Origin of the sequence: Streptomyces cinnabarinus (assembly GCF_027270315.1) — a bacterium.
In the GTDB taxonomy this organism is placed as follows: Bacteria; Actinomycetota; Actinomycetes; order Streptomycetales; family Streptomycetaceae; genus Streptomyces; species Streptomyces cinnabarinus.
This window is the reverse complement of record NZ_CP114413.1, coordinates 1,978,004-2,002,227: the sequence shown is the minus strand read 5'-3', so window position 1 is coordinate 2,002,227 and position 24,224 is coordinate 1,978,004. Positions and strand designations below refer to the sequence as shown.

24 protein-coding genes are annotated in these 24,224 nt (G+C 71.9%); 15 read left to right on the top strand and 9 right to left on the bottom strand.

Going from position 1 to position 24,224, the window contains the following annotated elements; translation table 11 throughout:
• Positions 1-54: 54 nt before the first annotated feature.
• On the top strand, positions 55-324 hold the full coding sequence (locus STRCI_RS09015) for a hypothetical protein (protein WP_269658332.1): 270 nt from the start codon (positions 55-57) through the stop codon (positions 322-324).
• A gap of 31 nt (positions 325-355) precedes the next feature.
• Here STRCI_RS09015 and STRCI_RS09010 read toward each other — a convergent pair whose 3' ends face one another.
• The 3 genes from STRCI_RS09010 to STRCI_RS09000 all read right to left on the bottom strand — a co-directional run bounded on the left by STRCI_RS09010 (position 356) and on the right by STRCI_RS09000 (position 3,365).
• The gene (locus STRCI_RS09010; RefSeq protein ID WP_269658331.1) at positions 356-1,552 is read right to left on the bottom strand and encodes a CaiB/BaiF CoA transferase family protein; all 1,197 of its coding nucleotides are present in this window, start codon (positions 1,550-1,552) and stop codon (positions 356-358) included.
• Positions 1,553-1,617: 65 nt separating this feature from the next.
• On the bottom strand, positions 1,618-2,400 hold the full coding sequence (locus tag STRCI_RS09005; protein WP_269658330.1) for an ABC transporter permease: 783 nt from the start codon (positions 2,398-2,400) through the stop codon (positions 1,618-1,620).
• Positions 2,397-3,365, bottom strand: a complete 969-nt coding sequence (locus STRCI_RS09000) for an ATP-binding cassette domain-containing protein (RefSeq protein ID WP_269658329.1) — start codon at positions 3,363-3,365, stop codon at positions 2,397-2,399. The genes STRCI_RS09005 and STRCI_RS09000 overlap by 4 nt, the downstream gene beginning before the upstream one ends.
• A gap of 63 nt (positions 3,366-3,428) precedes the next feature.
• Here STRCI_RS09000 and STRCI_RS08995 point away from each other — a divergent pair, with 63 nt between their 5' ends.
• A complete protein-coding gene (locus STRCI_RS08995) occupies positions 3,429-4,145 on the top strand; it encodes a TetR/AcrR family transcriptional regulator C-terminal domain-containing protein (RefSeq protein WP_269658328.1) in 717 nt (238 codons plus the stop codon).
• A gap of 7 nt (positions 4,146-4,152) precedes the next feature.
• On the opposite strand, the gene STRCI_RS08990 is transcribed toward STRCI_RS08995, so the two are convergent.
• From STRCI_RS08990 to hmgA, 3 genes are read right to left on the bottom strand one after another with little or no spacing between them, the layout of a single operon-like run.
• Complete coding sequence (locus STRCI_RS08990) at positions 4,153-5,301, bottom strand: type ISP restriction/modification enzyme (protein ID WP_269658327.1); 1,149 nt, start codon at positions 5,299-5,301, stop codon at positions 4,153-4,155.
• A gap of 26 nt (positions 5,302-5,327) precedes the next feature.
• On the bottom strand, positions 5,328-6,077 hold the full coding sequence (locus STRCI_RS08985; RefSeq protein WP_269658326.1) for a GntR family transcriptional regulator: 750 nt from the start codon (positions 6,075-6,077) through the stop codon (positions 5,328-5,330).
• A gap of 27 nt (positions 6,078-6,104) precedes the next feature.
• Positions 6,105-7,421 (bottom strand): homogentisate 1,2-dioxygenase, encoded by a 1,317-nt coding sequence (gene hmgA, locus STRCI_RS08980; protein WP_269658325.1) that lies wholly within the window; start codon positions 7,419-7,421, stop codon positions 6,105-6,107.
• A gap of 152 nt (positions 7,422-7,573) precedes the next feature.
• On the opposite strand from hmgA, the gene STRCI_RS08975 reads away from it, so the two are divergent.
• The 11 genes from STRCI_RS08975 to STRCI_RS08925 all read left to right on the top strand — a co-directional run bounded on the left by STRCI_RS08975 (position 7,574) and on the right by STRCI_RS08925 (position 20,253).
• Positions 7,574-8,155, top strand: coding sequence for a hypothetical protein (locus STRCI_RS08975; RefSeq protein WP_269658324.1), 582 nt, complete (start codon positions 7,574-7,576; stop codon positions 8,153-8,155).
• Positions 8,152-8,769, top strand: a complete 618-nt coding sequence (locus STRCI_RS08970; RefSeq protein ID WP_269658323.1) for a TetR/AcrR family transcriptional regulator — start codon at positions 8,152-8,154, stop codon at positions 8,767-8,769. The genes STRCI_RS08975 and STRCI_RS08970 overlap by 4 nt, the downstream gene beginning before the upstream one ends.
• Positions 8,770-8,907: 138 nt before the next feature.
• Positions 8,908-11,139 (top strand): molybdopterin oxidoreductase family protein, encoded by a 2,232-nt coding sequence (locus STRCI_RS08965; RefSeq protein WP_269658322.1) that lies wholly within the window; start codon positions 8,908-8,910, stop codon positions 11,137-11,139.
• 98 nt (positions 11,140-11,237) lie between these two features.
• On the top strand, positions 11,238-12,674 hold the full coding sequence (locus STRCI_RS08960; protein WP_336298793.1) for a CitMHS family transporter: 1,437 nt from the start codon (positions 11,238-11,240) through the stop codon (positions 12,672-12,674).
• Positions 12,675-12,715: 41 nt separating this feature from the next.
• Positions 12,716-13,972 carry an MFS transporter gene (locus tag STRCI_RS08955; protein ID WP_269658320.1) on the top strand — a complete coding sequence of 419 codons (1,257 nt, stop codon included), beginning with the start codon at positions 12,716-12,718 and terminating at the stop codon, positions 13,970-13,972.
• A 102-nt stretch (positions 13,973-14,074) separates the two neighbouring features.
• The gene (locus tag STRCI_RS08950) at positions 14,075-14,686 is read left to right on the top strand and encodes a hypothetical protein (RefSeq protein ID WP_269658319.1); all 612 of its coding nucleotides are present in this window, start codon (positions 14,075-14,077) and stop codon (positions 14,684-14,686) included.
• Between the two features lie 118 nt (positions 14,687-14,804).
• Positions 14,805-15,587, top strand: a complete 783-nt coding sequence (locus STRCI_RS08945; RefSeq protein ID WP_269658318.1) for a class F sortase — start codon at positions 14,805-14,807, stop codon at positions 15,585-15,587.
• 175 nt (positions 15,588-15,762) lie between these two features.
• Positions 15,763-17,112 carry an ABC transporter ATP-binding protein gene (locus STRCI_RS08940; RefSeq protein ID WP_269658317.1) on the top strand — a complete coding sequence of 450 codons (1,350 nt, stop codon included), beginning with the start codon at positions 15,763-15,765 and terminating at the stop codon, positions 17,110-17,112.
• 20 nt (positions 17,113-17,132) lie between these two features.
• Positions 17,133-17,603, top strand: a complete 471-nt coding sequence (locus tag STRCI_RS08935; RefSeq protein ID WP_269658316.1) for a DUF3574 domain-containing protein — start codon at positions 17,133-17,135, stop codon at positions 17,601-17,603.
• A 166-nt stretch (positions 17,604-17,769) separates the two neighbouring features.
• Positions 17,770-19,155, top strand: a complete 1,386-nt coding sequence (locus STRCI_RS08930; RefSeq protein WP_269658315.1) for an aldehyde dehydrogenase family protein — start codon at positions 17,770-17,772, stop codon at positions 19,153-19,155.
• Positions 19,156-19,170: 15 nt separating this feature from the next.
• A complete protein-coding gene (locus STRCI_RS08925; RefSeq protein ID WP_269658314.1) occupies positions 19,171-20,253 on the top strand; it encodes a Zn-dependent alcohol dehydrogenase in 1,083 nt (360 codons plus the stop codon).
• Here the strand turns inward: STRCI_RS08925 and STRCI_RS08920 are convergent.
• The 3 genes from STRCI_RS08920 to STRCI_RS08910 form a co-directional block, all read right to left on the bottom strand.
• A complete protein-coding gene (locus STRCI_RS08920; protein ID WP_269658313.1) occupies positions 20,250-21,206 on the bottom strand; it encodes a DMT family transporter in 957 nt (318 codons plus the stop codon). The genes STRCI_RS08925 and STRCI_RS08920 overlap by 4 nt on opposite strands.
• Positions 21,207-21,256: 50 nt before the next feature.
• Entirely contained in the window at positions 21,257-21,967 is a 711-nt protein-coding gene (locus tag STRCI_RS08915) for an ArsR/SmtB family transcription factor (protein ID WP_269658312.1), read from the bottom strand.
• Positions 21,968-22,042: 75 nt separating this feature from the next.
• The gene (locus STRCI_RS08910) at positions 22,043-22,684 is read right to left on the bottom strand and encodes a TetR/AcrR family transcriptional regulator (RefSeq protein WP_269658311.1); all 642 of its coding nucleotides are present in this window, start codon (positions 22,682-22,684) and stop codon (positions 22,043-22,045) included.
• A gap of 77 nt (positions 22,685-22,761) precedes the next feature.
• Here STRCI_RS08910 and STRCI_RS08905 point away from each other — a divergent pair, with 77 nt between their 5' ends.
• Positions 22,762-23,913, top strand: a complete 1,152-nt coding sequence (locus tag STRCI_RS08905; protein ID WP_269658310.1) for an acyl-CoA dehydrogenase family protein — start codon at positions 22,762-22,764, stop codon at positions 23,911-23,913.
• A gap of 61 nt (positions 23,914-23,974) precedes the next feature.
• The gene (locus STRCI_RS08900; protein WP_269658309.1) at positions 23,975-24,220 is read left to right on the top strand and encodes a YiaA/YiaB family inner membrane protein; all 246 of its coding nucleotides are present in this window, start codon (positions 23,975-23,977) and stop codon (positions 24,218-24,220) included.
• Positions 24,221-24,224 lie beyond the last annotated feature (4 nt).

Genomic DNA, 24,224 nt, shown 5'->3' with positions numbered 1-24,224 from the left:
GGCGATAGGGTTACCCTGCCCGGGCCGGGTGGACTCGTACGGGTGGGGAGTGACATGGAACAGATAACAGTGCGCAGCAGGGCGAGGGTCCCTGCGATCACCTGCGGGAGCAGCGCGACCAGTTCGCGCCTCGACCGCCATCTCTCGGTGCTGGCGGGTCCCGCCGTGCCGCAGCAGAAGACGGCCGAGGCGACCTCGCTGATGCGTGAGCTGACCGCGCGTGACACCGCGCGCGACCGCAGTGGCACGAGTGCGCGAGTCCGTCGGGTCTCGCTCTTCGCACCGCTGCGCCGACTGCGCCGTTCGCTGTTCGGCGGGCGCTGAGCTTCACCGGCAACCCCGAGGAGGCCCGCGCTCAGGCGGCCACGCCGTCCCGGCGCAGCGCTGCGATCTCGTCTACCGTCATCCCCACGGCTCGCAGCAGCGTCTCGGTGTGCTCCCCGAGCGCGGGCACGTCCCCCATCCTTGCCGTCTCCCCGTCCGGCAGCGTGATGGGCGGCAGCAGCGCCTTCAACGGCCCCACCGGCGAACCCACCTCCCGCCACCGCTTCCGGGCCGCCAGCTGCGGATGGTCCGCCACCTCGTGCAGATCCCTCAGACGCGCACAGGCGATCCCCGCGCCCTCCAGCCGCGCCAGCGCCTCGTCGGCGTCGAGCGCGCCCAGCGCCTTCGCGACGAACTCGTCCGTGCGCTCCCGGTTCGCCACCCGGGCCGCGTTCGTCGCGTACGCCGGATCCGTGCCCAACTCCGGTCGCTGAAGCACCTGTTCGGCCAGGCGCCGCCACTCCCGGTCGTTCTGCACCGACAGCAGCACCCGCCCGCCGTCGGCCGTCGGATAGGCGTCGTACGGCGCGATCACGGAGTGTGCGAGCCCGGTCCGGGCCGGGGGATTGCCCCCGTGCATCGCGTGATGCAGCGGATGCCCCATCCACTCCGCCAGCGACTCCAGCATCGACACCTCGACCGGCCCGCCCCGCCCGGTCACGCCCCGGCGCACCAGCGCCGCGAGCACCCCCGAGAAGGCGTACATGGCCGCCGCGATGTCGGCCGCCGGGATCCCGGCCTTCACCGGCTGCTCCGGCGTCCCGGTCACCGACACCAGACCCGCCTCGCACTGCACGAGCATGTCGTAGGCCCGCTTGTCCGCGTACGGGCCGCCGGCGCCGTAGCCGGAGATGTCCACGGCGATCAGCCGCGGGTGCGCCGCGCACAGGGTGGCCGCGTCCAGGCCCAGCCGCGCCGCCGCCCCCTGCGCGAGGTTCTGCACGAAGACGTCCGCCTCGCCGACGAGCCGCCGTACGACGTCCAGGCCGCGCGGGTCCTTCAGGTCCAGGGCGAGGGACTCCTTGCCGCGGTTGCACCACACGAAGTGCGAGGCGAGGCCCGCGGCGGCGGTGTCGTAGCCGCGCGCGAAGTCGCCGCCGTCGATCCGCTCGACCTTGATCACCCGGGCGCCGAGATCGGCGAGCTGCCGGGTGGCGAAGGGGGCGGCGACAGCCTGTTCGACGGCGACGACGGTGATACCGGTGAGCGGCAGCGGCTGCGATTCCATGCGGGCGATCATGCCCCGTGACGGTCAGCCTTGGCCACGGGTGTCTCAGCCCTGACCACGGTGACTCAGCTCCGGCCACGCGTGTAGCGGCGTACGGCCTGCGGCGCGGCGAGCGCGATCAGCACCGCGCTCCAGGCCAGCGACCCGGCGACGGGGTGCGCCATCGGCCATGCCGCGTCGGGCGGCACGGGAGCGTTGCCGGACAGGTCCCGCAGGGCCGTGGTGACCGCGCTGATCGGGTTCCACTCGGCGACCGTGCGCAGCCAGCCCGCCAGGTTCTCCGTGGGGATGTACGCGCTGGACAGCAGCGGCAGGACGATGGTGGCGCTGCCGAGCTGTCCGGCCGCCTCCTCGCTCCGGCTGGCCAGGCCCAGCACGATCCCGACCCAGGTGCACGCGAACCGGAACAGCAGGAACAGCCCGAGTGCGGCGACGGCGTCCACCGCCGACCCCTCGAACCGCCAGCCCACCGCCAGCCCGACCAGCAGGAACGGCACCAGGCCAACGGCCGTGACGGCCAGGTCGGCCATCGCCTGCCCGAGCGGTACGGCGGCCCGGCTCACCGGCAGGGTGCGCAGCCGGTCCGTCACGCCCCGGTGGGTGTCCTGGGCCGCCTGGAACATCCCCGTCATGATCCCGCCGGCCGCCGTCGCCGCCAGCAGGCCCGGCACCAGGAAGGTGCGGTACTCCGCACCCGGCATGGCGACCGCGCTGCCGAAGACATAGCCGAAGAACAGCAGCATCGTGATCGGCGTGGTCTGGGTCAGGATCAGCAGCCCCGGACTGTTCCGGATCCGCCTGAGCTGGCGGCCCATCAGCGCCGTGCCGTCGTACGCCAGCGTGCTCATGCCGCGCGCTCCTTGTCGTCCAGAGTGGGGTCCTGTGTGTCCGCGGTGAGCCGGAGGAAGACGTCGTCGAGGGTGGGCGGCCGCAGGCTCGCGTCGAGCAACGGCACTCCGGCGGCGTCGAGTTCGCGCACCAGCCGGGGGAGGGTGAGCGTGGTGTCCCGGGTGACGGCGGCCACCGCCTGACGGTCGTGGTCGAAGGTCGGCCGCGCTCCGGTGAGCTGATCCAGTACCGCCGCCGCCCGGGTCAGGGCGTCGGCGTGGGCGACGACCACCTCGGCCTGGGACCCGATCAGCGCCTTGAGCTCCCGCGGGGACCCGGTGTGCGCGACCCGGCCCCGGTCCACCAGGGCGATGTCGTCGGCGAGTTGATCGGCCTCCTCCAGATACTGCGTGGTCAGCAGCACGGTCGTGCCCTCCGCCGTGAGGGCGCGCACGGCGTCCCAAATCTGGTTGCGGCTCGCGGGGTCGAGACCCGTCGTCGGCTCGTCCAGGAAAAGGATCTCGGGGCGCCGGACCAGGCTCGCGGCCAGGTCGAGGCGGCGCCGCATGCCGCCCGACCAGGTGGACACCGGCCGGTCGGCGGCCTCGGTCAGCCCGAAGCGGTCCAGCAGCTCGGTGCCGCGCGCGGCCGCGTCCCGGAGCCGGTGCAGCCGGGCGAAGAGCAGCAGGTTCTGGCGGCCCGTGAGATCGCCGTCGACCGAGGCGTACTGCCCGGTGACGCCGATCCTGCGGCGTATCGCCGCCGCCTCCCGCGTCAGGTCGTGACCGGCCACCCGGGCCGAACCGGCGTCCGGGCGCAGCAGCGTGGTCAGCAGCCGGACCGCCGTCGTCTTGCCCGCGCCGTTGGGGCCGAGGATCCCGCAGACCGTGCCCTGAGCCACGGCCAGATCCAGTCCGCGCACCGCGTGGACATCACCGAAGCGCTTCTCCAGACCTTCACTAAGTACAGCGTACGTAGTAGTCATGCCGCGACCATAGCGCATTACGTACGGTGTACGTAACTACGATGGTGGGCGAGGTGGTGATCCATGGCGGGCCGAAGCGGCGAACCCGAGGTGATCTGGGCGCGCCCGGAGCGGACGGGGCGCGGGCCCAGGCCCGCTTACAGCCGTGCCGACATCGCGGCGGCAGCGGTGCGCATCGCCGACGCGGACGGACTCGACGCGGTCTCGATGCGCCGGGTGGCGGCCGAGATCGGCTGCGGCACGATGTCGCTGTACAACTACGTGCCCCGCAAGGTCGACCTGTACGAGCTGATGGTCGACCTGGTCAGCGGCGAGTACGAGCTGTCCCGCGCCCCCGCCGGGGACTGGCGCGCGGACATGACGGACCTCGCCCACCAGGCCCGCGGCATCATGCGGCGGCACCCCTGGGTGATCCGCGTGATGTCCACCGTCTACAGCATCAGCCCCAACGCCCTGCGCGTCCTGGACTGGACCCTGGCCGCCCTGGAGGGGCTCGATGTGCCGCCGGGCACCAAGCTGGAGCTGTTCGGGATGGTCAACGGCTCGGTGATGACGTTCGTCGCCAATGAGCAGGCCGTGGCCGAGCGGACCCGCTCCGAGTCGTGGTCGGCGGAGCGGGAACAGGCAGTGCGCGGGACGTACATGATGAGCCAGGTGATGACGGGCGCGTATCCGCACCTGGCCGCGCTGTTCGCGCAGGGAGTGGCCCCGGCGGACGATCCGGACGCGGCCTTCGACCGGATGCTGCGCCGGCTGCTGGACAGCTTCGCGCCCCAGTAGGCCGGGTTCAGATCAGCGCGAACTGACCCTCCGGGCCTTCCTCGTGATGGTCCAGGACTGACGCCGGCCGGCGGGCGGAGTCCGGGACCGGGAGAACTCCCGCCCGGCGCAGCTCCGTTGCCGTGATCGGCGCGATCACGGCCAACTCCGCCTGCCGCGGGCGCAGTTCGGCCAGCAGAGCCAATACGGTGATCAGTTCGAGGAGTTCGGAGGTCCAGGTCTGTGGCCACGTCGGCGGGCGGACCGCCGCGAGCGTGCCCGGTTCCGCCGTCTCCGCCGTGCGTGCCGTGAACCACTGCTCCAGCACCTGGACGCCGTCCACCGCGTACTCCCAGGCCGCGGGCGGCACCGGGGAGATACGGCCCTCGTCCAGGTGCAGGGTCTCCTCCTCAGCGTCGTAGAGGAGCGTCAGCGGGCGACCGGGGAGCGGGGCGCGGACGTACGGACGGCGCCCGCCCGGGAGTTTGGGCCGGTCGCCGTCGCGACGCATCAGCCACAGCAGACGGTGCCCCAACTCCACACCCTTCGCCCAGAGTTCGGGGTCCGAGGTGAGCGGGACCGTGAGATCCGGGCGGGCTGTCGCCAGCGTCCAGGCGAGGAGGTCGCCCGGGTCGGGGGCCAGCCCCAGACGGCCGGCCAGGTGGTCCAACAGGCCCGGGGCGAGGTTCGGTTCCGTGCCGCCGGGGCGGCGGTAGAGGGGGCGGACGCGCCCCGGACGCAGGAGAGGGAGGAGGGAAGTGGCGATCAGCTCGCCGGGTGCCTCGACCACGAACGTCTGCCGCTCGTCGGCCACCCGCCACAGCTCGGGGCGGGCCGAGTCGATCAGCCGGTGGTCCGGGATCAGCCACTGCTCGTCGAAGGGCGCGCACAGCACCCGCACCGGCTCCGGGCACGGCCCCGAGGCGCGGACCAGCTTCTCCGTACCGCCGGTCCGCCCGGGCAGTTGACCCACGGCCGAATGCAGCGTCCGCGACCGGCTCGGCTCCAGCAGCGCCTCCCGGTCCGCCCCCTCGGCCTTCACCAAGGCGTCCCAGCGCGCCTTCAGACAGCCCGCGTCGGGCCCCGTCGGCCACCCCCGGCCCACCCGAACCGGTGCGACGGACCACGGCATGAGGTCCGCGAGCGGCGGAGCGTCGTCGTGCGTCACGGTGGGCATGGTACGTCGTGGCGGCGGCACGTCGACTAGTTGGCTTCCAACGTCACCGTGAAGGAGAATCGATCCCCCCGATAGTGGATGACAGCCACATCCAGCACCCGACCGCCCGAATCGTACGTAACCCCCGTGTAGTGCAGGATCGGACTCAGCAGAGGCACCTCCAACAGCCGGGCGGTCTCCGGATCCGCCAGTCTCGCCTCCACCGTGTCCGTGATCCGGCTGATGTCCGCCCCCACGACATCCCGCAGCACCTTCGTCATCGGCCACCGCGCCAGATCCGCCGGCTCGACCCGCTCGGCGAGTTCGGGCCGGACGAAGTTGCGGGCATGGTTCGTCGGCTCGCCCGTCTTCTCGTCGGACCGAAGGCGGTGATACGTCGCCACCTCGTCCAGATCCGGGAAGTACTCCACCAGTTCCGCCGGCACCGGAGCCTTCCCGTGATCCAGCATCCGGGCCGCCATCCCCGACTGCTGGGCCACGATCGCGTCCACCGAGCCCAGCAGCCGCACCGGCGCCCCGCGCTGCACATGCGGCTCGATGAACGTGCCCCGGCGCCGGTGGCGGGTGATCAGCCCCTCGTCCTCCAGCTCCTTCAGCGCCTGCCGCATGGTCAGCACACTCACGCCGTAGTGCCCGGCCAGCTGCTCCTCGGTGGGCAGGCGCAGCGGGTCCTGGGGCCGGCGGCCGAGTATCGAGGCCCGCAGCGACTGCGAGACCTGGTACCAGAGCGGCAGCTTGCGGTTGAGGACGATGGAGTCCGGGGCGAAGGAGGTCACGGGGCCATCCGTACCGGCAGGAGTTGATCAGTGCAAGGGGCGGAAGTGACGTTCGAGGCCCTGCCACACGTCGTCGTAGCCGTGCTGGAGGTGATCCGCCCCCGCCGCGTGTGCGGTCAGCGTCACCGGCCACCGCGTCTCGAACATGAACGCGAGTCCGTCGTCGATCTTCTGCGGCCGCAGCTCCGCCGCGCTCGCCCTGTCGAACGTCTCCCGGTCCGGACCGTGCGCCGACATCATGTTGTGCAGCGAGCCGCCGCCCGGCACGAAGCCCTCCGCCTTCGCGTCGTAGGCGCCCTCGATCAGGCCCATGTACTCGCTCATCACGTTCCGGTGGAAGTACGGCGGCCGGAAGGTGTCCTCGCCGACCAGCCAGCGCGGCGCGAAGACCACGAAGTCGACACCGGCGAGGCCGGGGGTGTCCGAGGGGGAGGTGAGCACCGTGAAGATCGACGGGTCGGGGTGGTCGTACGAGATCGTCCCGATGACGTTGAAGCGGCGCAGGTCGTACACGTACGGCACATGGTTGCCGTGCCAGGCGACCACGTCGAGCGGGGAGTGGCCGTACGTCGCCCGCCAGAGGTTGCCGCAGTACTTGTTGACGACCTCCACCGGGCCCTCGACGTCCTCGTACGCGGCGACCGGCGCCTGGAAGTCCCGCGCGTTGGCGAGGCCGTTGGCGCCGATCGGGCCGAGGTCGGGGAGCTGGAAGGGGGCGCCGTAGTTCTCGCAGACGTAGCCGCGGGCGGTCGCGTCCAGCAGCTCCACCCGGAAGCGCACCCCGCGCGGGATGAGTGCCACGTGTCCCGGCTCCGCGTGCAGGAGCCCGAACTCGGTGCGCAGCAGCAGTCCGCCCTGCTCCGGGACGATCAGCAGCTCGCCGTCGGCGTCGCTGAGGACGCGGTCCATGGAGGCGTTGGCGCTGTAGAGGTGGACGGCCATGCCGGCGCGCTGGGCCGCGTCGCCGTTGCCGCCGAGGGTCCACAGGCCCGCGAGGAAGTCGGTGCCGGGGGCGGGGTCGGGCAGGGGGTTCCAGCGCAGCCGGTTCGGGTCCGGCACCGACTCGGTGAAGGGCGCGGTGCGCAGCGCGCCGTTGTCCATGCGGGTGAAGGCGGGGTGGGCCGCCGAGGGGCGGATCCGGTACAGCCAGGAGCGGCGGTTGTGGGACCGCGGCTCGGTGAACGCCGATCCGCTGAGCTGCTCGGCGTAGAGCCCGAGGGGCGCGCGCTGCGGTGAGTTGCGGCCCTCGGGAAGGGCGCCGGGCACCGCCTCGGAGGTGTGCTCGTTGCCGAAACCGAGGAGGTACGACAGCCCCTCCGCGGTCTTCCGCGCGTCCCCGCTCATGCCAGCTCCCTCGATCAATTGGAATCCTATGTATCACCGTAGGATTCCGGCTGGATGGACGCAAGAGGTACACCCCTCCTCATCACTGCGGACGACTCGAACCCGACTCCAGGGGGATCCGAGTGTCGGACCTGTGTTCTAGGCTCCAGGGCATGTCGTGGACGCGGGGGCCGCTTGCCGCGCTCGCGGTCTGTGTCCTGGTACTGACCGGATCCGCGGGCTGCGGTACCAGTGGCGCACAGGACGGGAAGAACGGCGGGGTGTCGCCCGCGCCGGTCGGCGAGCTGCTCGACGACTCCGACGAGGAGGGCAGGCTCTACCGCGAGGTCGACAAGGACCAGGCGCCCGAGGTCGGCGTCGAGGTGCAGCCCAACCCCGACGACAGCTGGGACGTCCGGCTCACCGTCAGCGGCTTCCGCTTCTCGCCCGCCGGTACGAAGGAGACGCCGGTGGCCGGACGGGGCCTGGCGCACCTCTATGTCGACGGCCGGCTGGTCGCCCGGCTGCGCACCGACCGGTACCGCCTCCCCGCCGAGCTGGTCCCGCGCGGTACGCACCACCTCACCGCCCGGCTGTACGCGGACGACGGCACGGTGTGGGCCGCGGACGGCGAACCGATCGAGAGCACGACCGACCTCACGGCGTCCGAGGCCGAGCCGACGATGAGTGCAGGGGCCACCCGGGTCCGTACTGGAGGGCAAGGTTCACCGGACCGCGCCGGAAAGGCATCATGAAGCCCGTGCCCCAAGCGACCTCGCTCCGCCGCGCGCCCGTACAGCGGCGCAGTGCCGAACGGCTCACCAGGATCCTCGACGCCTGCGCCGACCTCCTCGACGAGGTCGGCTACGACGCCCTGAGCACCCGCGCGGTCGCCCAGCGCGCCGGCGTCCCGATCGGCTCGGTCTACCGCTTCTTCGGCAACAAGCGGCAGATGGCCGACGCCCTGGCCCAGCGCAACCTGGAGCGGTACGCCGAGCGCGTCACCGAGCGTCTGGCGAGCGGCGGTGTCCGTGACTGGCGCACCGCCATGGACGCCGTACTCGACGAGTACCTGCTGATGAAGCGGACCGCGCCCGGATTCTCCCTGGTCGACTTCGGCAACCAGATACCCGTCGGCGCCCGCCGCGCCGAGCCCAACCACCGCGTGGCGGACCGCCTCACCGAACTGCTGTCCACCTATGTGGGCCGGGCCCCCGACGAAGAGCTCCGCCGCGTCTTCCTCGTCGCCGTGGAGACCGCCGACACCCTGGTCCACCTCGCCTTCCGCGTCTCCCCGGAGGGCGACGAACGCATCATCGAGGAGGCACGCGAGCTGCTCCGCGCCTATCTCGCACGCGTCCTGGACTGAACGGGTCCGCCCCCGAGGGGGGTCGTGCTCGGCACCCGCAACGGCCCGATCCTCTTCGATCGGCTCTGACCCCTCGCCTCCATGCATACCGGTCGGTATGCTCACTCGGGACAGGCACCGCTGCCCCCGGGAGGACCCGTGTCCCGCACCGCCCTGCGCATCTGCCCCCTCTGCGAGGCCACCTGCGGGCTGACGCTGACCATCGAAGGCACCCGGGTGACCGGAGCCCGAGGTGATCGGGAGGATGTGTTCAGCAAGGGGTTCATCTGCCCCAAGGGGGCTTCGTTCGGAGCCGTGGACGGGGATCCCGACCGGCTGCGCGCGCCCCTCGTGCGCAAGGACGGCGTGCTCCGCGAGGCCACCTGGGAGGAGGCCTTCGACGCCGTCGCCGCGGGGATCCGGCCCGTCGTCGAGCGGTACGGCGCGAACTCCGTCGGTGTCGTCCTCGGTAATCCCAATGTGCACACCATGGCCGGCGCGCTCTACCCGCCGCTGCTGCTCGGCGGCCTCGGCACCCGCAGCGTCTTCTCCGCCTCCACGGTCGACCAGATGCCCAAGCACGTCTCCAGCGGTCTGCTCTTCGGCGACGCCAACGCCATCCCGGTGCCCGACCTGGACCACACCGACCACCTGCTGCTCATCGGGGCCAACCCCCTTGAGTCCAACGGCAGCCTGTGCACCGCACCCGACTTCCCCGGCAAGCTCAGGGCCCTCAAGTCCCGAGGCGGCACCCTCACCGTCATCGACCCGCGCCGCACCCGCACCGCCAAGCTCGCCGACCGGCACATCCCGATCCGCCCCGGCGCCGACGCGCTGCTGCTGGCGGCGATGGCGCACGTTCTTTTCGAGGAAGACCTCGTGGAGCTCGGGGAGTTGGCGCCCCATGTCACGGGGCTCGACGAACTCCGGGCGCGGCTCGGCGACTTCACCCCCGACGCCGTGGCGGACGCCTGCGACGTCGACGCCGACACCATCCGCACCCTCGCCCGCGAACTCGCCGCCGCCCCCACCGCCGCCGTCTACGCCCGCATCGGCAGCTGCACCGTCCCGCACGGCACCCTCGCCAGCTGGCTCGTCGACGTGCTCAACATCCTCACCGGCAATCTCGACCGCCCCGGCGGCGCCCTGTTCCCGCAGGCGGCCACCGACCGGACGCCCCGGCCCGCCGGGCCCAGCCACGGCTTCGCGCTCGGGCGCTGGCACTCCCGGGTGAGCCGATACCCCGAGGCCAAGGCCGAGCTGCCGATCTCCGCGCTCGCCGAGGAGATCGACACCGCCACCGACGAGGGCGAGCCCGTCCGGGCACTCATCTCCATCGCCGCCAACCCCGTGCTCTCCACCCCCAACGGCGACCGGCTCGACAAGGCGCTGGACTCCCTGGACTTCATGGTCAGCGTCGACCCGTACCTCAACGAGACCTCGCGCCACGCCCATGTCGTCCTGCCGCCGCCCCCGCCCTCCCAGAGCCCGCACCACGACTTCGCCTTCAACACCCTCGCGGTGCGCAACCAGGTCCGCTACAACCGCCCGGCCGTCCCCCTGGAGCCCGGTCGGATGGCGGAGACCGAGATCCTGGCCAGGCTGGTCCTCGCCGCGACCGGGATGCACGGCGCCGACCCGTCGGCCGTCGACGACATGGTCATCGGCCAGACCCTCGGCAAGGCGGTCAAGGAGACGCACTCCCCGGTGCACGGCCGGGACCCGCAGGACCTCGCCGCGCAGCTTTTCGGCGACACCGGCCCCGAGCGCCGGCTCGACATGATGCTCCGCCTCGGCCCCTACGGCGACGGCTTCGGCGTACGCCCCGACGGGTTGAGTCTGGAGAAGCTGCTCGCGCATCCGCACGGCATCGACCTCGGGCCGCTCAAGCCCCGGCTGCCGCAGCCGCTCAAGACCCGCAGCGGACAGGTGGAACTCCTTCCGAAGCCGATCGCCGACGATCTGCCGCGCCTCCGGCAAACCCTCCACGAGCGGTCCGACGGGCTGGTCCTCGTCGGCCGTCGCCATCTGCGCTCCAACAACAGCTGGATGCACAACGTGCCCGCCCTCACCGGGGGCACCAACCGCTGCACCGTGCACATCCACCCCGACGACGCCGAGAAGCTCGGTGTGCGGGACGGCGCGGCCGTACGGCTGAAGGGGGCCGGGGGAGAGGTCACCGCGCCCGTGGAGGTCACCGACGCCGTGCGCGCCGGAGTCGTCAGCCTGCCGCACGGCTGGGGCCACGACCGGCCGGGCACCCGGATGAGCCACGCGCTGAAGGACCCCGGAGTCAACGTCAACCAGCTCCTCGACGGCACCCTGCTCGACCCGCTGTCCGGCAACGCGGTCCTCAACGGAGTCCCCGTCGAGCTCACCCCGCTGACCTGAGCAAAGCCCTGACCTGGAGTTTTGCGCTTATTGCTCGCACGTCAACGTCTTGTTAACGCTCCTCACGGAGACCTAACGTCATCGCACCGCCGGCCCTGGTGGGATGTTCAAGGGCGAACGTTAGGTATCCACTCATGCTGACCATCCTCGGCTTCGCCATGATCGCGACCTTCCTGGTCCTGATCATGATGAAGAAGATGTCGCCGATCGCGGCGCTCGTGCTGATCCCGGCACTGTTCTGCGTCTTCGTCGGGAAGGGCGCCCACCTCGGTGACTACGTCATCGAAGGCGTCACCAGCCTCGCCCCCACCGCGGCGATGCTCATGTTCGCGATCGTCTACTTCGGTGTGATGATCGACGTCGGCCTCTTCGACCCGATCGTGCGCGGGATCCTGAAGTTCGCGAAGGCCGACCCGATGCGGATCGTCGTCGGTACGGCCGTCCTCGCGGCGATCGTCTCCCTCGACGGCGACGGCTCCACCACCTTCATGATCACCGTCTCGGCCATGTACCCGCTGTACAAGCGCCTGAAGATGAGCCTGGTCGTGCTGACCGGTGTCGCCGCCATGGCCAACGGCGTGATGAACACGCTGCCCTGGGGCGGCCCCACCGCCCGCGCCGCGACCGCGCTGAAGCTCGACGCCAGCGACATCTTCGTCCCGATGATCCCGGCGCTCCTGGTCGGCCTGCTCTTCGTGTTCGTCCTCTCGTACGCCCTCGGCCTGCGCGAGCGCAAGCGGCTCGGCGTGCTCACGCTGGACGAGGTGCTGGAGCCCCAGGAGGCGGAGACGGTTCTGGTCGGCGCGGGCGGCTCCGATGACGGCAAGGTCTCCATGACCAAGGCGACCGGTGGCGCGGGCTCCGGCACCGACGCCGAGGACACCGACGACGACTTCCAGGGCCTCGACCCGAACCGGGACACCCTTCGCCCCCGGCTCTACTGGTTCAACGCGCTGCTCACGGTCTCCCTGCTGACCGCCATGATCATGGAGTGGCTGCCGATCCCGGTGCTGTTCCTGCTCGGCGCCGCGCTCGCCCTCACCGTCAACTTCCCGCGCATCCCCGACCAGCGGGCCCGGCTCGCCGCCCACGCCGACAACGTCCTCAACGTCTCCGGCATGGTCTTCGCCGCCGCGGTCTTCACCGGCGTCCTCCAGGGCACCGGCATGGTCGACAGCATGGCCAAGTGGATGGTGGACGTCATCCCCGAGGGCATGGGCCCGCACATGGCCCTGGTCACCGGTCTGCTGAGCCTCCCGCTCACCTACTTCATGTCCAATGACGGCTTCTACTTCGGCGTCCTGCCGGTCCTCGCCGAGGCCGGTGCCGCGCACGGCGTCTCGCCGCTGGAGATGGCCCGCGCCTCGCTGGTCGGCCAGCCGCTGCACATGTCGAGCCCGCTCGTCCCGGCCGTCTACGTCCTGGTCGGCATGGCCAAGGTCGAGTTCGGCGACCACACCCGGTTCGTGGTCAAGTGGGCCGCCGCCACCTGCCTCGTCATCCTCGGCGCGGGCATTCTCTTCGGGATCATCTGACTCCCCGGACTCAACTGACCTTCCCACGGAGGACATCGCACATGGTGCCCGGCAGGAACCGCGGCTGGCTGCTCCGTCTCGTCATCGCCTTCAGCTTCGCGCAGGCGGCGGTGTCGATGGCCCGGCCCGCCGTCTCCTACCGGGCCCTCGCGCTGGGCGCCGACGAGCGGGCGGTCGGCGTCATCGCCGGTGCCTACGCCCTGCTCCCGCTGTTCGCCGCGGTCCCTCTCGGCCGCCGTACCGACCACGGCCGCTGCGCGCCCCTCCTGCCCGTCGGAGTCGTCCTGATCTCCGGCGGCTGCGCGCTGAGCGGACTCGCCGGCTCCCTCTGGACGATGGCCCTGTGGAGCGGAGTGATGGGCCTCGGTCATCTCTCCTTCGTCATCGGCGCCCAGTCCCTCGTCGCCCGCCAGTCCGCCCCGCACGAACAGGACCGCAACTTCGGCCACTTCACCATCGGCGCCTCGCTCGGCCAGCTCATCGGCCCGGTCGCGGCGGGCGCGCTGATCGGCGGCCACGACATGGCGGGCACCAGCGCGCTGGCCCTGCTGGTGGCGGGGGCGGTCGCGGCGGTCGCGGTCAGCTCGCTGTGGCGCATCGAGGACCGTCGTACGACGCCCAAGTCCCGTACCGGGCAGGGCGACCGTGTCCCCGTCCACCGCATCCTGCGCACCCGGGGCGTGCCCGCGGGAATGCTCATCAGCCTCTCCGTGCTGTCCGCGACCGACGTCCTCACCGCCTACCTCCCGGTGGTCGGCGAGCACCGGGGCATCGCGCCCTCGGTGATCGGCCTGCTGCTGAGCCTGCGCGCGGCGGCCACCATCGCCTGCCGGCTGGTCCTCACCCCGCTGCTGCGGCTGCTCAGCCGCTCCGCCCTGCTGACCGTGACCTGTCTGCTGGCGGCCGTGCTGTGCGCCGGGGTGGCGCTGCCGGTGCCGGTGTGGGCGCTGGCCGTGATGCTCGCCGCGCTCGGCTTCTGCCTCGGGGTCGGCCAGCCGCTGTCCATGACGACGGTCGTCCAGGCGGCCCCCGACGACGCCCGCTCCACCGCCCTCGCCCTGCGGCTGACCGGCAACCGCCTGGGCCAGGTCGCCGCGCCCGCGACGGCGGGCCTGGTCGCGGGCGTCGCGGGCGTGGCGGCGCCGTTCGTCATGCTGGGGGTCCTGCTGCTGGCCTCCGCGGGCGTGGCGGCACGGACCCCGGCCAGGGCGGAGGGCGGGGGAGGGGAGGCCCGGAAGCCCCGCCGGTCCCGGGCCGCTGTGAGCCGTAGGGCTGTGAGCCGTAAGGGCGACGGCTGACGGGTCGTAGGGCGCGGCTTCCCCCGTTACGGGGCAGTGTGTGACAAAGAGTCAGGTGAAGTGCGACTTGTACGACAATCATCCTGACTCGGAGGATCCCGTATGCCCGCCACCTCTCTGCCAAGCCGTGCCGGAGCGCGTACCGCCGCTCTCGCGGCCCTGACCCTCGTCGGCACCGGCCTCGCCGGGGTGCCCGCCGCCTTCGCCCAGCCGGGCGGTGACAACGGGGACGTCAAGATCCACAAGGTGGGGACCCCCTTCGACGACCAGCGCAACGAGCCCAAGGTCTGCGACTTCTACCTCGCCGCGTTCAACTTCGACGCGGGGGAGCACGTGACCTGGACGGTCGAGCCGCAGCCTCGGGCGGTGGGCGGGGCCCGGCTGCCCAACTCCGCCTACCCCGACAACACCATCACCATCGAGCAGGACGGCTCGGCTCAGACCATCCCGCTCGGGCTGCCCAACGGGCAGTACAAGCTCACCTGGAAGACCGACCTCGGTCACGGTGCGGGCAAGCACAAGGTGTTCAGGGTCGACTGCCCGATCTCCAAGCCGACGGCCCCTCCCGGGCCGAACGGTGGGCCGCCCGCGGGTGGGGGCGGACTCGCGCGTGACGACGCGTTCGGGCCGGTCGCGGGTGCGGCGGCGGTGGGTCTTGCGGCCGTTACCGGGGTGGTGTGGTTCCGCGTGCGTCGGCGGGCGCATGGGGCGTAGCGGGTCGACCGGCAGTCGTTTGTCTGCGGCGCCGTCGTGGCCGGTCGCGCCCCGCGGCGGAGCCGCACATCGATACAGCCCCGCGCCCCTGAAGGGAGTTGCGGGACCGCATCCGGCCTTGTCCCGTCGGCGTCGGCCCTGGCATCGGACGCGCGCCTATCGGCTGACGCGGACCGGGCTGGCCGTGCTGGCCCTGGTGACCGGTGGGCTCTGGTGGGGGCAGGACGAGGAGTCCGGTGGGACGGTCGAGGCCGTCCTGCCGGACCCTCCGGCCGCCGCCCGGCCGACGTACGACGGCCGCCCTCGCGGGACGGACCCGCAAGGGCTCAGGGGGCGCCCGGAGCCCTTCGGGGTCGCCGGTCGGTCGAAGGCCGGCGCCAAGCCCACCCCGAGGCCCACCAGAAAAGCCGCCCCCCTCCCGCGCTCCCGCGCCACCCGCCTCACCATCGACTTCCTGGACGTCGACGCGCCCGTCGTCGACCTCCGCCTGGACCGCGAGGGCCGTCTCCCCGCACCCCCCGACGACAACCCCAACCTCGTCGGCTGGTACGCCGAAGGGCCCTCGCCCGGTGAGCCGGGCACCGCCGTCGCCGTGGGGCATCTGGACACGGACACCGGGTCCGCCGTCTTCGCCGGGCTCGCCGAACTGGACCGTGGACGGCGGGTCGAGATCCGGCGCGCCGACGGGCGGACCGCCGTCTACGCCGTCGACGCGGTGAAGTCGTACGAGAAGGACCGGTTCCCGAACCGTGAGGTGTACGGGCCCCGGGGCCGTCCGGAGCTGCGGCTGATCACCTGTGGTGGAAAGTACGACCGCAGAACCGGCTATTCGGGCAATGTGGTGGTCTTTGCCCACCTCGTCGAGGTCCGCAAGGCCCGAACTCCCGCCGAGCAACGCTGAATTCGGCCGTCCGCTTTCTCAATTGCTGGACGTCGGAGCCGGATCCCGCCCGTTCTCTTCCCCCGGCCGCCTACATTCCGTTAACTTCCGTGACCCACAGGCCCCGTACGACCCGCACGGGGTCTCCAGCCGCGGAGCACCAGGGCCGCCGACGTAGCCCCCGGGGGCACCCCTCATGACACGCGCCATCTCTCTGCACGACGTGAGCAAGAGCTACGCGAAGGGCGTCCGCGTGGTGGACCGGCTCTCGTTGGACATCGGGCCCGGCGAGTTCCTCGTCCTGCTCGGCCCCTCGGGCTGCGGCAAGTCGACGGTGCTGAGAATGATCGCCGGGCTGGAGGAGATCGACGAGGGCGAGCTGCACCTCGACGGCGAGTGGGCCAACGATCTGCCGCCGTCCGGCCGGGACATGGCGATGGTCTTCCAGAACTTCGCCCTCTACCCGAGCATGACCAGCCGCGACAACATCGGCTTCCCGCTGCGCATCGAGACACCCGGCGAGGACCCGCGCCCGCGGGTGGACGCCACCGCCCGGATGCTCGGCATCGAGGACCTGCTCGACCGGCTGCCCGCCCAGCTCTCCGGCGGTGAGCGCCAGCGCGTCGCCATGGGCCGGGCCATCGCCCGCCACCCCTCCGCCTTCCTGATGGACGAGCCGCTGTCCAACCTCGACGCCAAGCTCCGCAACCACCTGCGCGCCGAGATCACCAAGCTCACCCGGGAGTTGGGCGTCACCACGGTCTACGTCACCCATGACCAGGCCGAGGCCATGTCGCTCGGCGACCGGGTCGCCGTACTGCGCGGCGGAGTCCTCCAGCAGGTCGGCACCCCGCGCGACGTCTACGCCCTGCCCCGCAACGTCTTCGTCGCCGCCTTCATCGGCACCCCGCGCATCAACCTGCTGCGCGGCGTGGTGCGCGCCCCGCTCGACGGGGCGATGACCATCAGCCTCGGCAAGCAGTATCTGCGGCTGCCCGAACCGCTCTCCCTGGACCATCAGCTGCTCCGGGTCCAGCAGGGCCGCGAGGTCATCGTGGGCCTGCGCTCGGAGGCCGTACGGATCGCCAAACCGGCCTCCGCGCGGCCGGGAGAAGTGCTGATCACCGGTCTCGTCGAGCATGTCGAGTTCCAGGGGCACGAGGTGCTCGTCCACTTCAACACCGGCTCCCGGCCCGCCGTCGTGCCCGAGCTGGAGTCCCCGCGCCCGCTGCGCCGGGTCCGGCGGCGCAGACGGGAGGGCGGCACGGTCCTGGACCGGATCCGGGAGCGGGCGGGCGCGCTGCGGGCGGGGCCCGTGGTGGTCCTGGAGGACCCGGCCGACGTCGGACCCGACCCGTCCGCGGAGCCGGTCCCGCCGGAGGGGCGGCTGCCCGGCGACCTCATCGTCCGCACCACCCCCGACATCGACCTCCGGCAGGGGATGCAGGTGCCGCTGCTCGTCGACATCGGCCATCTGTTCGTCTTCGACCAGCACGGCGAACGGATCTGCCCGGCTCCGGCGCGGCTTCCCGATCTCGAGGAGTAGGGCCCGTAAGTGATGGGGGCATGAGACTCCTCACGACGCCGACCAGCCTGACCCGTGGCCGAGCCGTTCTGATGACCGCCGGCCTCCTGCTCGCCGTGGCCGCGCCGACCGCGTACGCCACCCTCGACGACGGCGAGACCGCCACGGTCCCGCGGCGCGGCGAGCCCTACATCGAGACCCAGCTCTTCTTCGGCACCGAACGCCCCGACGGCGGACCGGCCGTCACCGACGAGCAGTTCATGACCTTCGTCGACGAGGAGGTCACTCCCGGCTTCCCGGACGGCCTCACCGTCCAGACCGGCCGCGGCCAGTGGCGCGACGCGAGCGGCACGATCGAGAAGGAGCGGTCCTACGAGCTGATCCTGCTGTACCCGGTCGCCGAGGCCGCTGCGAACGACCGCGAGATCGAGGAGATCCGCCGGGCCTACGAGAAGGAGTTCGCCCAGGAGTCGGTGGGCAGGGTGGACGACCGGGCGAGAGTCGACTTCTGAGAAGCTGCTTACGGGCAAGGTGAGCTGCGCCATGCGGGCGGAGCCTGGTGCCCTAAAACTAACGGCGCTAGTTTAGGGGGCGGTTCGACCACGCCGTTCAGGGGCGCGGGGAACTGCGCGACAAGCCCCCACGCACCCGCAGACGCACGACGCCCGGAGGAACCCGATGAAGGCACACGGCGGCTTCTACATCGACGGAGCCTGGCACCCGGCCGACGACCGGGACACGATCGACGTCGTGAACCCGGTCGACGAGCAGGTGATCGGCCAAGTACCCGCAGGTACCGCCGCAGACATGGACACCGCCGTACGCGCCGCGCGCAGCGCACTGGGTGGGTGGGCCGCAACCCCACCCACCGAACGCGCCGCCCGCCTCACCGCACTGCACGACGTCCTCACCGCCCGGAAGGACGAGATCGCCGAGACGATCACCGCGGAACTCGGCTCACCCCTCGCCTTCTCCCAGGCCGTCCACGCCTCCGTGCCGATCGCGGTCGCCGCCTCCTACGCCGAACTCGCCGCGACGTACTCCTTCGAGGAGAAGGTCGGCAACTCCACCGTCCTGCACGAGCCGATCGGTGTGGTCGGCGCGATCACCCCCTGGAACTACCCGCTCCACCAGATCGTCGCCAAGGTCGGCCCCGCGCTCGCGGCCGGCTGCACGATCGTGCTGAAGCCCGCCGAGGACACCCCGCTCACCGCCCAGCTCTTCGCCGAGGCGGTCCACGAGGCCGGGATCCCGGCGGGCGTCTTCAACCTGGTCACCGGCCTCGGCCGGATTGCGGGCCAGGCCCTCGTCGAGCACCCGGGCGTCGACCTGGTCTCCTTCACCGGCTCCACCGCCGTCGGCCGGCAGATCGCCGCCGTGGCCGGTGCCGCCGTCAAGAAGGTCGCCCTGGAGCTCGGCGGCAAGTCCGCCAATGTGATCCTCCCGAGTGCCGACCTCGCCAAGGCGGTCAACGTCGGCGTCGCCAACGTCATGTCCAACTCCGGGCAGACGTGCAGCGCCTGGACCCGCATGCTCGTGCACACCTCCCAGTACGACGAGGCCGTCGCCCTCGCCCAGGCCGCCGCCGCGAAGTACGGCGAGCGCATCGGCCCGGTGGTGAACGCCCGGCAGCGGGAGCGAGTGCGCGGCTACATCGACAAGGGCGTCGCCGAGGGCGCCCGCCTGGTCGCGGGCGGCACCGAAGCCCCGCGCGAGCAGGGCTACTTCGTCAGCCCGACGGTCTTCGCCGACGTCACCCCCGAGATGACGATCGCGCAGGAGGAGATCTTCGGCCCGGTCCTGTCGATCCTGCGCTACGAGGACGAGGACGACGCCCTGCGCATCGCCAACGGCACCGTCTACGGCCTGGCCGGCGCCGTCTGGGGCGCCGAGCCCGAGGCGGTCGCCTTCGCGCGCCGGATGGAGACCGGCCAGGTCGACATCAACGGCGGCCGCTTCAACCCCCGCGCGCCCTTCGGCGGTTACAAGCAGTCCGGCGTCGGCCGGGAACTCGGCGCGCACGGGCTCGCCGAGTACCTCCAGACCAAGTCCCTCCAGTTCTAGAGGAGTTCACCACCCATGGTTCGCGCCGCTGTCCTGCCCGCCGTGGGCGCACCGCTGGAGATCGCCGAGATCGACCTCCCGGACCCCGGACCCGGCCAGGTCCGGGTCCGGCTCGCCGCCGCGGGCGTCTGCCATTCCGACCTGTCCCTGTCCAACGGCACCATGCGGGTGCCGGTCCCGGCCGTCCTCGGCCACGAGGGCGCGGGCACGGTGACCGCGGTCGGTGAGGGCGTCACCCACATCGCCCCCGGCGCCGAGGTCGTCCTCAACTGGGCCCCGTCCTGCGGCAGTTGCCCCGCCTGCGCGCTCGGCGAGGTGTGGCTGTGCGCCAACGCCATGAACGGCGCCGCCGACGTCTACGCCCACCGCGCCTCCGACGGCACCGACCTCCACCCCGGCCTGAACGTCGCCGCGTTCGCCGAGGAGACCGTGGTCTCCGCGTCCTGCGTCCTGCCTGCCCCCGACGGCGTCCCGCTCACCGAGGCGGCCCTCCTGGGCTGCGCCGTCCTCACCGGCTACGGCGCCGTCCACCACTCGGCACAGGTCCGCGAGGGCGAGACGGTCGCCGTCTACGGCGTCGGCGGAGTCGGCCTCGCCGCGCTCCAGTCGGCCCGCATCGCGGGCGCCTCGCGGATCGTCGCGGTGGACGTCTCCCCGGCCAAGGAGGAGCTGGCCCGCGCGGCCGGCGCCACGGACTACGTGATCGCCTCGGAGGACACGGCCCGGGAGATCCGCGCGCTCACCGGCAAGCAGGGCGTGGACGTGGCGATCGAGTGCGTGGGCCGCGCCACCACCATCCGTACCGCTTGGGACTCCACCCGCCGCGGCGGCCGTACGACGGTCGTCGGCATCGGCGGCAAGGACCAGCAGGTCACCTTCAACGCCCTGGAGATCTTCCACTGGGGCCGCACCCTGTCCGGCTGCGTCTACGGCAACACCGACCCCGCCCGCGATGTCCCGATCCTCGCGGAACACGTCCGCGCGGGCCGCCTGGACCTGGCGATGCTGGTGACGGAGCGGATCGGCCTCGAAGGGATCCCGGCCGCGTTCGAGAACATGCTGGCGGGCAAGGGCGGCCGGGCGCTGGTGACGTTCTAGTCGGCGCGCCCGGCGCCGGAGGACGCGGCACGTTCAGCGGGAGGGATGGGGGATCCGCCCCCGTCCCCACCCGCCTTCGCCGACGGCCGGGACCGCGACACCGCCACCCCCAGCAGACACAGGGCGCCGCCCGCCAGGGTCAGCACCCCCGGCACCTCACCCAGCGCCAGCCAGGACATCAGCACCACCAGCGCGGGCACCGCGTACGTCGTCGCCCCCATCCGGCTGGCGGTCGTCCGGGCCAGCGCGTACGCCCATGTCGTGAAGGCCAGCGCGGTCGGGAAGACGCCCAGGTAGACCATGTTGAGCGTGGCCGACACCGGCGCCTTCGCCGCCTCCGTGACCAGCTGACCGGCGAACGGCAGACAGGCCACCGCACCCACCAGGCATCCGAAGGTCGTCACCTGAAGCGCGCTCGCGTGGGCCAGCGCGGGCTTCTGCGCCACGACACCCCCGGCGTACCCGACCGCGGCCAGCAGGCACAGCACCACACCGAGCAGCGAGGCCCCGCCCTCGCCGGACATCGACAGTCCCACGGCCACCGCACCCGCGAACGACACCGCCATGCCCGCGAGCAGCCGCGGCGGCATCGAGTCCCCCAGCAGCCGCGCGCCGAGCAGCGCGACGAGGATCGGCCCGATGTTCACCACCAGGGCCGCCGTACCCGCGTCGACCTGCTGCTCGCCCCAGTTCAAGGCGACCATGTAGAACCCGAACCACAGCAGCCCGGATATCAGGATCCCGCGCCACGCCGACCGCGGTGGCCACCCCTCCCGCCGTACGACACAGATGACCCCGAGCACCAGTACCCCGGCCAGCAGCCGCCCCAGCGCCAGCGCGCCCGGCGAGTACTCGGCACCCGCGCTGCGGATCGAGACGAAGGCGGAGGCCCACAGCACGACGCTGACGGTGGCGGCGCCCGCGGCGAGCAGATCGGTACGGCGGTTCATCATGCTCCAGAGGCTAGGAAGGTCAGGACCTGAGGGCTCGCGGATTCCGGACGTCATGCAACGGCCTCGGGCCGGATGCCGAGCAGCTCGGACAGCGCCCGTTCCCCGGCCGCCGTCACCTTCACCGCCCGCTCGGACCCGATCCGCACACACCACCCGGCGTCCAGCGCGTGCCGGCACACCGCCGCGCCCGCGACCCCGGCCAGATGCGGCCGCCGCTCGGTCCAGTCCAGACAGGCACGCGCCAACGGCCGCCGCCCGCCCCGGTCCAGCCGGATCCCGACGGACTCGAACCACGCCACCCCCGCGTCGGTCAGCGCGAACCCGGTGTCCTGCCGCAACAGCCCGCGCTCGGCAAACGCATCAGTCACCGCGATCCCGAGCCGCCCGGCGAGATGGTCGTAACAGGTCCGCCCCCGGGCCATGGCGGCTCCGGCACTGGACTGCCGCAGCCCCCGAGGCCGTACGACCGCCGTGGGCGCCACCTGGGCGGCCAGATCCTCGATCAACTGCGCGGCCCGAGCATCGGCGAGCCGCACATACCGATGCCGCCCCTGCCGCTCCTCGACAAGCAGCCCACCGGCGACGAGCTTCCCCAGATGCTCACTGAGCGTCGAGGCGGCAACCCCGGCATGCCGAGCCAACTCGCCGGCGGTCCAGGCCCGCCCGTCGAGCAAGGCGAGCAGGCAGACGGCCCGAGTCTCATCAGCAATGAGCGCGGCAAGCCGGGCGAGATGGGGTGCGCGAGGATCGCGAAGTGTCATAGGGCCCAGGATGGCCCCCAAACACTTCGGTCACGGCCGAACAGTCGTGGGCTGGGGTTTCCCCCGGCCCGCACATCAGGACGACCGAACAACCCCTTCGTACTGCCGCTCCAGCCCATCCAGCAACGCGGCAAGCCCCGTCTCGAAGGCCCGCTCATCAATCTTCTCCTGCCGCTCGGCAAGAAGATGCGCCTGTCCCAGATGCGGATAGTCCGCAGGGTCATACGCACTCACATCGTCGACAAATCCCCCCGCGAACGACCCCAACGCGGACCCCATGATGAAGTACCGCATCAAAGCGCCAATGGACGTGGCCTGGGCCGGAGGCCACCCCGCCGCCACCATCGCCCCGTACACCGCGTCAGCGAGCCGCAGCGCGGCAGGCCGCCGCCCGGGCCCACGGGCGAGCACCGGCACGATGTTCGGATGGTCCCGCAGGGCCGCCCGATAGGACACCGCCCAGTCGTGCAGCGCGGTACGCCAGTCCCGCCCGTCCTCGAACATCGACAGATCGACCTGCGCGCTCACCGAGTCCGCGACCGCCTCCAGGATCTGGTCCTTGGTCCGGAAGTGGTTGTAGAGCGACGGCCCGCTGACCCCCAACTCCGCCGCGAGACGCCGGGTGGAGACGGCCGCGAGGCCCTCCGTGTCCACGAGCACCCGCGCCGTCTCGACGATCCGGTCGGTGCTGAGCAAGGGCTTGCGCGGTCGGGCCATGGCGCACATAGTAGGGCTGCGACTTGAAACTAGCAGTGCTAATTTAAATGTACGGCATTCAATTGGGGTGACTCGGTATGAACCTGGAGCTCAGCGAGGAGCAGACCGCCGTACGGCAGCTCGCCCGGGATTTCGTGGCCCGCGAGATCGCCCCGCACGTCGTCGCCTGGGACCGCGCCGAGGAGGTCGACCGGAGCATCGTGAAGAAGCTCGGCGAGGTCGGCTTCCTGGGCCTGACCGTGGACGAGGAGTACGGCGGCTCCGGCGGCGACCACCTCGCGTACTGCCTGGTGACCGAGGAACTCGGCCGCGGTGACTCCTCGGTGCGGGGCATCGTCTCCGTCTCGCTCGGGCTCGTCGCCAAGACCGTCGCCGCCTGGGGCAGCGAGGAGCAGAAGCGGCAGTGGCTGCCGGGGCTGACGGCCGGGGAGCTCGTCGGCTGCTTCGGGCTCACCGAGCCGGGCACCGGCTCCGACGCGGGCAACCTCGCCACCCGCGCGGTCCGCGACGGCGGTGACTACGTCATCAACGGCACCAAGATGTTCATCACCAACGGCACTTGGGCCGACGTCGTCCTCCTCTTCGCCCGCTCCACCGACGCCCCGGGCCACAAGGGCGTCTCCGCCTTCCTGGTCCCCACCGACACCGCCGGCCTGACCCGCCGTACGATCCACGGCAAGCTCGGCCTGCGCGGCCAGGCCACCGCCGAACTCGTCCTGGAGGACGTGCGCGTGCCCGCCTCCGCGCTGCTCGGCGAGGAGGGCAGGGGCTTCTCCGTCGCCATGTCGGCGCTGGCCAAGGGGCGGATGTCGGTGGCGGCGGGCTGTGTGGGCCTGGCCCAGGCCGCGCTGGACGTCGCCGTGCGGTACGCGGGGGAGCGGGAGCAGTTCGGGAAGACCATCGCCCACCACCAGCTCGTACAGGAGCTGATCAGCGACATCGCCGTGGACGTCGACGCGGCGCGGCTGCTGACCTGGCGGGTAGCCGATCTGATCGACCGCGGGCAGCCGTTCGCCACCGAGTCCTCCAAGGCCAAGCTGTTCGCCTCCGAGGCCGCCGTCCGGGCCGCCAACAACGCCCTCCAGGTCTTCGGCGGCTACGGCTACATCGACGAGTACCCGGCGGGCAAGCTGCTGCGCGACGCCCGCGTGATGACCCTCTACGAGGGCACGAGCCAGATCCAGAAGCTCGTCATCGGCCGCGCGCTGACCGGGGTCTCGGCGTTCTGAGTACGACGGCTGAGTACGTTGACGGATGTGGCGCGGCCCACGTCCGCCGAATCATGTCCCCATGAGTGACACACCCAAGCAGCAGAACACGGCCGCCTTCTACGGCCAGTCCGTCGCCTCCTTCGCGGTCGCCATGGCAGCCACCGCGATCGGCATCTACCAGCTGGAGGCCGACCCCTGGGTCCGCGCTTTCCTCGGCGTCGCCGTCCTCTACCTGGTCACCTCCGCCTTCACCCTCGCCAAGGTCATCCGCGACCGCCAGGACGCGGCGTCGGCACGCTCCTACAGCCCCTTCGAGAAGCTCTGAGCGG